General features: G+C 73.6%; 1 protein-coding gene. It reads left to right on the top strand.

Annotated elements, in window-relative coordinates:
* Positions 1-373 precede the first annotated feature (373 nt).
* On the top strand, positions 374-865 hold a 492-nt coding region (locus IE312_RS38940; RefSeq protein ID WP_370467512.1), incomplete at its 3' end, for an AMP-binding protein.

Here is an 865-nt window from a genome sequence, read left to right as displayed (position 1 = left end):
GCGCGGGAAGGCCGCGTCGGGTGCCGGGCGCTTGAAGGGCGAGCGCAGGGCGCCCCGGGCCAGCAGCGGGGCCAGCGCGGGGGGCGCGGTCAGGGTGACGGCGGTCATCGCGCCTCCAGCGGGGTCCAGAGCTTACCGGGGAGTAAGGTTACCGGAGGTAAGCCGGGGTGTACCACGGGGTGAGCGCGGCGCCCCCACGCACACTCGAACACCCGTCACGTGAACCGTGAGGCTGCACATGCCCGGCTCCGGACCATTCCCGAACCCGCACAACCCCCTCACAGTGGAGTCGTACGATCACCTGCCCAACCAGCGGTGACCCCTGTCCGCACCGGGGCCGGCCGCAGGTGCACGCACGCCAGAGGAGCCGCCCGTGTCCACGCCGTACCCCGCCCCGCACGCCTCCTCCGGCACCCACGTCCCCGCCACCGACTACGACGGCCGCCCGGTCCTCGTGGAACCCGCGGTACGCCGGCTGGACGGCGCGGTGCGGGAGGTGTCGGTCCCGCCCTTCGCACCCCCGGTCACCCACGGCTCCCTCGCCGACCTCCCGTACGAGAACGCGGAGGCGGCACCCGACCAGGTCGTCCTCAGCCGCAAGGGGTCCGACGGTGGCTGGACCGACGTGACGGCGGCTCAGTTCGCCGCCCAGGTACAGGCGCTGGCCCAAGGGCTGGTCGCCGAGGGCCTGATGCCCGGCGACCGGATCGCCGTCATGGCCCGTACGACCTACGAGTGGACCCTGCTCGACTTCGCGGCCTGGGCCGCCGGCCTGGTCACGGTCCCCGTCTACCCGACCTCCTCCGTCTTCCAGACCCGCTGGATCCTGCACGACTCCGGCGCGGTCGCCCTGGTCACCGAGACC

It is taken from the genome of Streptomyces capoamus, from assembly GCF_014654935.1.
Classification (GTDB): Bacteria; Actinomycetota; Actinomycetes; order Streptomycetales; family Streptomycetaceae; genus Streptomyces; species Streptomyces capoamus.
This window is presented reverse-complemented; position numbering and strand designations above follow the sequence as displayed.